This window comes from Bacillus sp. Root131 (genome assembly GCF_001429475.1).
Lineage (GTDB): Bacteria > Bacillota > Bacilli > Bacillales > Bacillaceae_G > Bacillus_A > Bacillus_A thuringiensis_S.
The window spans coordinates 52,189-59,482 of record NZ_LMJQ01000011.1; the positions used below are offsets into that span (position 1 = coordinate 52,189).

The window sequence follows — 7,294 nt, forward strand, 5'->3', positions numbered from 1 at the left end:
ATTAATATGGTATAATTTGTTATGAATGAAATTTAGGAGGCTATTATGGTACAAAAAAATAGAAGTAAAGAGGTATGGCTTGTTCCAAAAAGAGGAAGTCTTCACCAAACGATTTGTTTAATAGAATCCCTTATAAATAGGAATTATGATCAAACACGTTGGAATGAGCAAAAACAAAATAATATTGGAAATGATTTAAGAAAACGTGGGGCAGTAAGGGAAAAAAGATCCCCTTCAAATCAATCTATTCGTACTTTACTTGCTTCAATTCCACAGTATTTAGGGTTTTTATACATAGATAGCAGTACAACGCCTAATACTGTAAAAATCACAGATGCTGGTAGATACTTATATAATTTTCATAAAGATAGCATTGAAAATATCGGAACCTTAGGGGAAGGTAAAAAAAGTGGAGGTTTAATTGAAACTTCATCGGTATTTCTTGAACAATTTGAAAAACTCCAAATCACTAATCCGGTAATATTAAAAGATTGTGAAAATATTTTAGTCTTTCCATTTAGGGTTATTTTAAAGTTATTAATTGAATTAAATTATCTTGATCGAGAGGAATTGGCGTATTTTGTATTTTCGATTAGGGATGAAAGTGAAATTCCACTTACAATAGAGAAAATAAAAAAGTACAGGAAACAAGATTTAATGGAACGAGATACTGAAATTAAACTTTTTAAGGAAACACATATAGGTAATATTACTCTTGTAAAGGCATCTTCAGCATCTTATTTTGAAAACCTGTGTTATAGTACGGGGATTATTGAGAGATTTAAAATTCAGATACCGAACCCTGGAAGCTCTGATTCCAATAAATTACCTGCAATTAAAATTAAAGATGAACAAGAAGTTTATGTTAAAGAGGTTTTAAGTAGTAAATATGAAAATTCACAAGTATATAATTTTGGTAATAATTTAAAGTTATGGGTGGATTACATTGGAAATCCTAATAGAAAAATACCACCAAGGGATATTGAGATTGAAAATAAAGGAAATAGCAATTTAATAATAATTATTGAACAAAATGGGGTAATGATAAAAGGTGATTTAATAAAAAGTGGTTGCTCATTAGTTTCTCCAATGTTCATAAATGAGAATTATGACATTATTTTTATAAGCCCGATGGATGGAACTGTTTTGGAAAAGGCTACAATCAAGCCGGATTATTTAAGTGGAGAATATGAATTTGATATTAATTCAAACCTTAGTATTACTAATAATGAAAATATAGATGAAATAGGACAAATCATCAATGAACACTCTGCGGCAAAAACATTTGATAAGAATTATTTGTCTTATCTAGGAATTATAGGAGACATTATAGGAGCTGATTTAACTAATAATAAAAACCTTAGGGGAGCTTATTATGAATATTTATTTTATAAATTATTGGAGCAGCTACGAGAAGAAAAAATAATAGATGATGTGTATTGGAATGGTAAAGTAGGGGAATTTGGTCTTCCAAGACCAGCGCCAGGGGGAAGACAGGAACCCCAGATATTATTTTTATTATTAATGATGAATTCTTTATATTAGAATTAACAACAATTAAGGCTAAATCTGCACAATTTAGTGCTGAAGGTTCTTCAGTACCAGACCACATTAAATTATTTGCGGAAGAACATTCTGAGGCAATTGTTAATGGAATCTATACTGCACCCACTATTCATGATCGGAATACATCTGCCATGAAAGCAATTCTTGATCCACTAGGAATTAATTTAAAATGTATTGAAGATAGAGAATTAGTAGATTTGTTATTATCTAAAGATAGAAATCTCATTTACAGTGAATTAAAAAGTGGTAAATAAAAAAGGTCATGATTTTATCATGACCTTTTTATTTTTTATACCATTAAATTCAAGGATAATTTAAGTTTATCAATAGTTTGAACATATTAGTTAAGCATTAAAATAGGAGAGAAGTATTTTAACTTCCTCAGGGTTTATAGTTTTACCTGTTACAGTAGGTTTTGGAAAATTTACGTTTATTTGGTGAATAGGTATTTCTTTATTAAGCCATTTAATTTTTTTAATTAATATATTTCCAATAGGCTGAGCCCACCCTTTTTCCTCATTAGGAAAATTTAACTGATTTAAAAATTCATTAAATGTTTTAGAACCATTTAACATTTCATATTTTTCCCAACATTGTCTGGTTGTATTAACTTCAAATTTATCAAAATAACCGTAACCACGAAGGAATCTACTTTTCTTTTCTACAAAAAAAATAGGTTGATGTTGCTCTATAGCTTTAAAGGTCGTTCTCCTTAACCAAATACAAGCTAGTTGCATATTATTTGAAGATAATGTGTAACACCAAGAAGGATTAGTAATGCAGATAAAGCCTTTGGATAAATCCATTCGGTATCCCCCCAAAAAAACTAATTAATAGTTAGTATATGCAATGGGAATAAAAAGTTTATATGATTATGGAAAAAAGACATTAGATAAGTATATTTTTTAGTTTTTATCAAAATCAATAATTTCTCTAATATCTTTAATGTTAAAAGTTTCTGCAATCTTCTCTATATGTTTAAAGTTAATATTTTGCCTTTTTTGATTAGCTAATTCACTTAAAGCTGCGTGACGGATATCTGTTAATCGTGATAATTCCCTTAAGGAGATTCCCTTTTCTTTAGTTAATTCATGTATTTTTACTATAACTTTTTTTGTCATCTTTATCCCTGCCCAACTTATATCGGTTGACTTTATGGAGAAAGATACCATATAATTTTCTTTAAAGTGGTACGCTTTTGCGTACCGTTATATTCCTTTTATTTAATAAGTATATATAGGTCTCTCGTTAATACCAAAAGAGAAATATTATATTTTTATAACTAAAGAGACGAAGTCTCCCTCTACGTAGTAGAGAAGAAGGTAAGGAAGTATAAGATATAAAGAAAGAAAATTCAATTTATTTAAAGTGGTTTAATTTAAGGAAGGGAAGATGAGAAATTTGAAAGAGGATGTAGTAGTACATAAAGAAGTAAAGAGACCTATTTGGAAAAAGAAAATATTTTGGATTTTAGGTATTATTTTAAGTCTTTTTATTATCTCGAATTTAGGTGGTTCAGCTGATATACCAAGTGGAATAGAAGAAGATTTTTATAAAAGTTCCCTTTATAGTTTTCACGAACTAAATGTAGCAATTGAGGATAACGAATTTCCTGATAAAAAGGTGACTAAGTGGGTGGCTGATCATATGCGTGCAATGGAAAATTATCCGAATGATTATAGCGAAAAGGAAAGGATGATATTAATTCATTTTAGGGGGCTAATTACAAGCGTAGGATTGTTAAAACAATCGGGGGATAGGAATATGTTAGATGAGAAAATTAATGAAGTTCGTTCAAATTTAGCCAATATCTTAGAAGTTGAAGAGGATTATTAACTACAAAACATATAATTATATAACTCAAATAAGAAACCGTCCATTAAAATGGCGGTTTTTTCACATTTTAGACACATTTTTTTAAAAAGTTTAGAAAAAGCATGTGAAACCGGGAGAATGTTTTGTACTTGTTCTGTTTCTTTAGACAAGAAATAAAAAGGAGGAGCAGGATATGCCTGGTTATAATTACAAATTTGTAGAGTTGGGGAGGTTTTTAAAGGTAGTTGAATATGAAAGGGAAGTTAAAACAGGGATAAATAAACATTGTAATAGGCCGTTAAAGAAACGAAATAAATTGAATTTCGTGAGTGAAGGAAAGAAAAAAGAAACAAAAGTAAGGGGATTGAAAAATAAGGAAATCGACGATTTCCACCACCTTTTATATCTTAATTTTAAGAATTATAGGGATCAATTAATTACTTTAACTTATAAGGAAAATGTAGCTGTAGAGAAAGCATGTAAAGATTTTGAAAGATGGATAAAACGTATGCGCTCCAAATTTGGAGATTTTAAATATTTAGCTGTTCGTTCTTTTCAAAAGCGTGGAACAATTCATTATCATGTATTGGTTAACATTCCAAGGGTTCCACTTGAAATGTTACGCAATAAGGAATTTGAAAATATATGGGGACATGGAGGGGTAAATATAACGAAGATATACGATGTAAATGTTGTTTATTCTCAATCTAAACTATCTCAATACTTAGTGGATAATATGCAGAAGTTTAAGAAGGATGAAAGAGGATATGGAAAACAAGCTTACACATTTAGTAAAAATTTTAAAAAACCTAAGGTTAGAACTGGTAACTATGATGAATTTATAAAATGCCTCGAATTGATAAATTTGGAAGCTATAGATGAGAAAGGATATAAAAATGAGTATCGAGGCGATGTAAAAGTAACTATTTATAAGAAAAAAAGTTCTTAAAAAAATAGTTTTAAAACATATTAATTTTAAATAATTGTTTAATCCCCACTAGCTACAAGTATTTAAAGGTATCTTTTGAACAGAGTAATCATTTAAAAGTAAGAGATAAAAATTAATTTTAAATAAAGGGTTGGAATTGAAATGCAAAATTAATATGATTTTAATTGTTAATATTTTACATTTTATTCGAAACGTTACGTTAATTTTAAATATCGTTACGCTAGGGGGATTTTTTGTGAATGTGATTGGCTATGTTAGGGTATCAACCCAAGGACAAGCTAAAGAAGGTTATAGTGCTTTATATCAACAAGATGAGATTAGAAAACTTTGTAAGGATAATGATTGGAATTTGATTGATATATACAGTGACCTTGGTATTAGTGGAGCGAAAGTAGATGAAGAAGCACTTGAAGTAGAACGAGAAGGATTTCAAAATATGCTATCAAGACTTCGGACGAAGGATATAGATTATGTAGTGGTTTTAAATACAAATCGTTTATGGCGCTCGGATATTGTGAAAGTGTTGATACATCGAGAGTTTAATAAGTATCAAGTTGATGTGAAAAGTATTGAACAACCGAATTACAGTATTTATAAGAAAGATCCAAATGACTTTTTAATTAATGGATTGATGGAGTTATTGGACCAATATCAACGTTTAGAAATCGCTCTTAAGTTAGGACGCGGACGTAATAAAAAAGCCCAGGAAGGTGGGTATGCAGGCGGAAGAGTGGCTTATGGTTATAAGGCTAGAAAAGGTCAAAAGTATATTGAGGTTAATGTTAAGGAAGCCGAAGCTGTAAAGCGTGTATTTACCTTAAGAGCACTCTATCCTAAGTGGTCACTATCGAATTTAGCTGAGCAATTAAATACCGAAGGATTTACTACTGCAAAAGGGAAAAAGTTTACGAAAGTACAAGTTAAAAGAATTCTGGATAGAAAATCTTTTTATCAAGGAATGTATAGCTATGGAAATATAAATGTAGAGGGTAAGCATAAGCCTATTATTTAGGAATTAAAAGGGTGAGGAAATTGAAAAAGGAAGAAATGAACTTTAGTCGTAGTCAGCAGGAGTTAGGAAATATGATTATTCCAAGTGTGGAAGAGACAAAATGGAATCAATTAATAGAAATATTAGGGTTGATTGTAATTGAAAATATAGAACTAAAAGACATTACTAATTAATTGGGGGAAGGAACATGAATCATAGTAAGCGTAAAGTAGCTATTTATATTAGGGTATCGACCGAGGAGCAAGCGAATGAGGGATTCTCTCTAGGGGCACAAGAAGATTGTTTAAAACAATATGCTAACGCTAAAGGTTATGAGGTATACGATATATACGTTGATGATGGCTATTCAGGAAAGGATTATAATCGACCTGAAATACAGCGTTTATTTAAAGACCTTTATCAAGAGAAATTTACAGGAATATTAGTTAAATCTGTTGACCGAATATCAAGAAGAGTAAGTGATGTTACTAAGTTAATAGATGATGTCCTTGCTCCAAGAAAATGTTGTGTGTTAGTAAGCGATAATAACTTAGATAGTTCTACGACTGGAGGAACTGCATTTATCCAATTATTGGCTACATTTGCTGAATATGAGCGTTCAATGATTGTACAAAGGGTAAAATCTGGTATGTCTAAGCGAGCAGAGTTAGGTTATTGGAATGGAGGACGTGTACTTGGATATGATGTTAAGAACAAGGAGCTAAAAATTAACAAAGAAGAAGCTGAGATTGTACGGAAGGTATTTGATTTAAGAGTTGAAGGAAAAGGGTATAAATCCATTGCTGTTATTTTAAATCAACAAGGTTTTAAAACGAAGAGAGGGAGATTATTTAGTATAGGTACAATTAAAACAATTTTAGAGAATCCGCTATATATCGGATACTGTAGATGGGGGCGACATAAGAATTGGAACGTAGAAAGAAGAAAAGGAAAAACAGACGAATATAAGTTTGTTAAAGGTAAACATGAACCTATTGTATCTGAGGATTTATGGAAAAGGGTCCAAAGTGTGAATTATGCCCACAAGAAAAGTATTTCTAAAAATCGTAATTTTAATGGGGAATTTGTACTATCTGGTATTTTACGTTGTCCATCTTGTGGAGCAGGAATGGTAATGTGTAAAACTAAGAAACGAGATAAATCAGGATATCATTTATACTATATGTGCCAAGCATTTCATAGTAAGGGGAAGTTGGCCTGTAAATCTAATCTTATTCGTAAGGAAGATATTGAGGAAAAGGTATTGCAATGTATTAATAAAATTATTTTAATACCTTCAATTGTTGATAAAACGTTTGAACGTATCCAAGAGAAAAAAGAAAATGGAATAAAAAGAATAAAAAATGATTTATCTTATATAAATGAAGAATTAAAAAGAAAGAAGCAATTTATAAAAAAACTTAATAAGGATTATTTTGATGAGAAAATTCGAGTAGAAACATATACGGAATTATCCGAGCCCTTAAGAGAAGAGATGGTTGAACTAGAAAGGGAAAAAAGTAAATTAGATAGGAAGATTGAGAGTTCGGAAATACCTATTACGAAAGAAATGGTTATAAAGGCACTTGAAAATTTCACTAATCTATATGAAAATGCTACTTATGAACAAAAAAAGTCTCTATTGCGAGCAATAATCAAGAAAATAGAGGTTCAACCTAATCGTAAAGAAATAAAAGGAATAACTTATTGGTTTGATTGTGATAATGGTCAAGATGACGCTTTACTAGTTAGTAAAGAGGGGAGAACTGTATCATAAATATTGATCCGAAATTAATCATGCCTTGTGTACCAACATGAAGTATTATTGGCTGTATATTGAATAAAAAATATAATCAAGAAAAAAGCACTTATCTTTGAAGTGAACCCGAATAGTGGTACATGAAAAAAACACCTCCTGAATTCGCATACTAAGTATGCAAATTCATTGGAGGTGTTTTTCGTTTGAAGACAAG

Annotated in this window: 8 protein-coding genes; 6 read left to right on the forward strand and 2 right to left on the reverse strand. The window is 30.3% G+C overall.

The features are described 5' to 3' along the window. Positions 1 to 45 precede the first annotated feature (45 nt). The gene (locus ASE54_RS20740; RefSeq protein ID WP_000250264.1) at positions 46 to 1,545 is read left to right on the forward strand and encodes an AlwI family type II restriction endonuclease; all 1,500 of its coding nucleotides are present in this window, start codon (positions 46 to 48) and stop codon (positions 1,543 to 1,545) included. A gap of 365 nt (positions 1,546 to 1,910) precedes the next feature. On the opposite strand, the gene ASE54_RS20745 is transcribed toward ASE54_RS20740, so the two are convergent. Both ASE54_RS20745 and ASE54_RS20750 read right to left on the reverse strand, forming a co-directional pair. Next, the gene (locus ASE54_RS20745) at positions 1,911 to 2,372 is read right to left on the reverse strand and encodes a hypothetical protein (RefSeq protein WP_000365980.1); all 462 of its coding nucleotides are present in this window, start codon (positions 2,370 to 2,372) and stop codon (positions 1,911 to 1,913) included. 99 nt (positions 2,373 to 2,471) lie between these two features. Then, a complete protein-coding gene (locus tag ASE54_RS20750; protein WP_000163335.1) occupies positions 2,472 to 2,687 on the reverse strand; it encodes a helix-turn-helix transcriptional regulator in 216 nt (71 codons plus the stop codon). Positions 2,688 to 2,958: 271 nt separating this feature from the next. Between ASE54_RS20750 and ASE54_RS20755 the strand changes: the two genes are divergently transcribed. The 5 genes from ASE54_RS20755 (at position 2,959) to ASE54_RS20770 (ending at position 7,098) form a co-directional block, all read left to right on the forward strand. After that, positions 2,959 to 3,402 carry a hypothetical protein gene (locus tag ASE54_RS20755; protein WP_001245108.1) on the forward strand — a complete coding sequence of 148 codons (444 nt, stop codon included), beginning with the start codon at positions 2,959 to 2,961 and terminating at the stop codon, positions 3,400 to 3,402. A 172-nt stretch (positions 3,403 to 3,574) separates the two neighbouring features. After that, positions 3,575 to 4,330, forward strand: a complete 756-nt coding sequence (locus tag ASE54_RS20760; protein ID WP_001119713.1) for a hypothetical protein — start codon at positions 3,575 to 3,577, stop codon at positions 4,328 to 4,330. Between the two features lie 235 nt (positions 4,331 to 4,565). After that, the gene (locus ASE54_RS20765; protein WP_001100731.1) at positions 4,566 to 5,342 is read left to right on the forward strand and encodes a recombinase family protein; all 777 of its coding nucleotides are present in this window, start codon (positions 4,566 to 4,568) and stop codon (positions 5,340 to 5,342) included. A gap of 11 nt (positions 5,343 to 5,353) precedes the next feature. Beyond that, complete coding sequence (locus ASE54_RS36445) at positions 5,354 to 5,515, forward strand: hypothetical protein (RefSeq protein ID WP_002073734.1); 162 nt, start codon at positions 5,354 to 5,356, stop codon at positions 5,513 to 5,515. Between the two features lie 14 nt (positions 5,516 to 5,529). Beyond that, positions 5,530 to 7,098 carry a recombinase family protein gene (locus ASE54_RS20770; protein WP_001016639.1) on the forward strand — a complete coding sequence of 523 codons (1,569 nt, stop codon included), beginning with the start codon at positions 5,530 to 5,532 and terminating at the stop codon, positions 7,096 to 7,098. Positions 7,099 to 7,294 lie beyond the last annotated feature (196 nt).